The sequence below is a fragment of the Acinetobacter sp. I-MWF genome, assembly GCF_025433935.1.
In the GTDB taxonomy this organism is placed as follows: Bacteria; Pseudomonadota; Gammaproteobacteria; order Pseudomonadales; family Moraxellaceae; genus Acinetobacter; species Acinetobacter guillouiae.
The window spans coordinates 1-358 of sequence record NZ_JAMBAR010000041.1 but is presented as its reverse complement, the minus strand read 5'-3'; the positions used below and the strand labels follow the sequence as shown (position 1 = coordinate 358).

Annotated in this window: 1 pseudogene; it reads left to right on the top strand. The window is 45.3% G+C overall.

Going from position 1 to position 358, the window contains the following annotated elements:
• A pseudogene (locus tag M2R48_RS21270) lies at window positions 1–358 on the top strand (hypothetical protein); the annotation flags it as partial.

Sequence of the window (358 nt, the reverse complement as noted above, 5' to 3'; positions counted from 1 at the left end):
AACAGCAACATCAAGACAGTAATTACAGGCGATACGCTAGATATTCAATTGGCGGATGCACCAGTATTTGCAGGCAAAGTGACAGCCAATGGTTTAGATGCGAATGGCAACAAAGTTGAAAATGTAGCGGATGCGACAGCCGCGACAGATGCAGTGAATAAAGGTCAGTTGGATGCAGCAACTACAGCATCAAGCAGTAAGACTGATACCTTAGGTAGTAGTTCAGCATCTAACTTAGGTGGTGGATCAACCTATGACAGTAGTACGGGTACGATTAGTGCACCAAGCTATGTGACGACGAAGACAGATGGTTCGACGACGACAGCAAACAATGTTGGCGATGCGTTAACGAATTTGA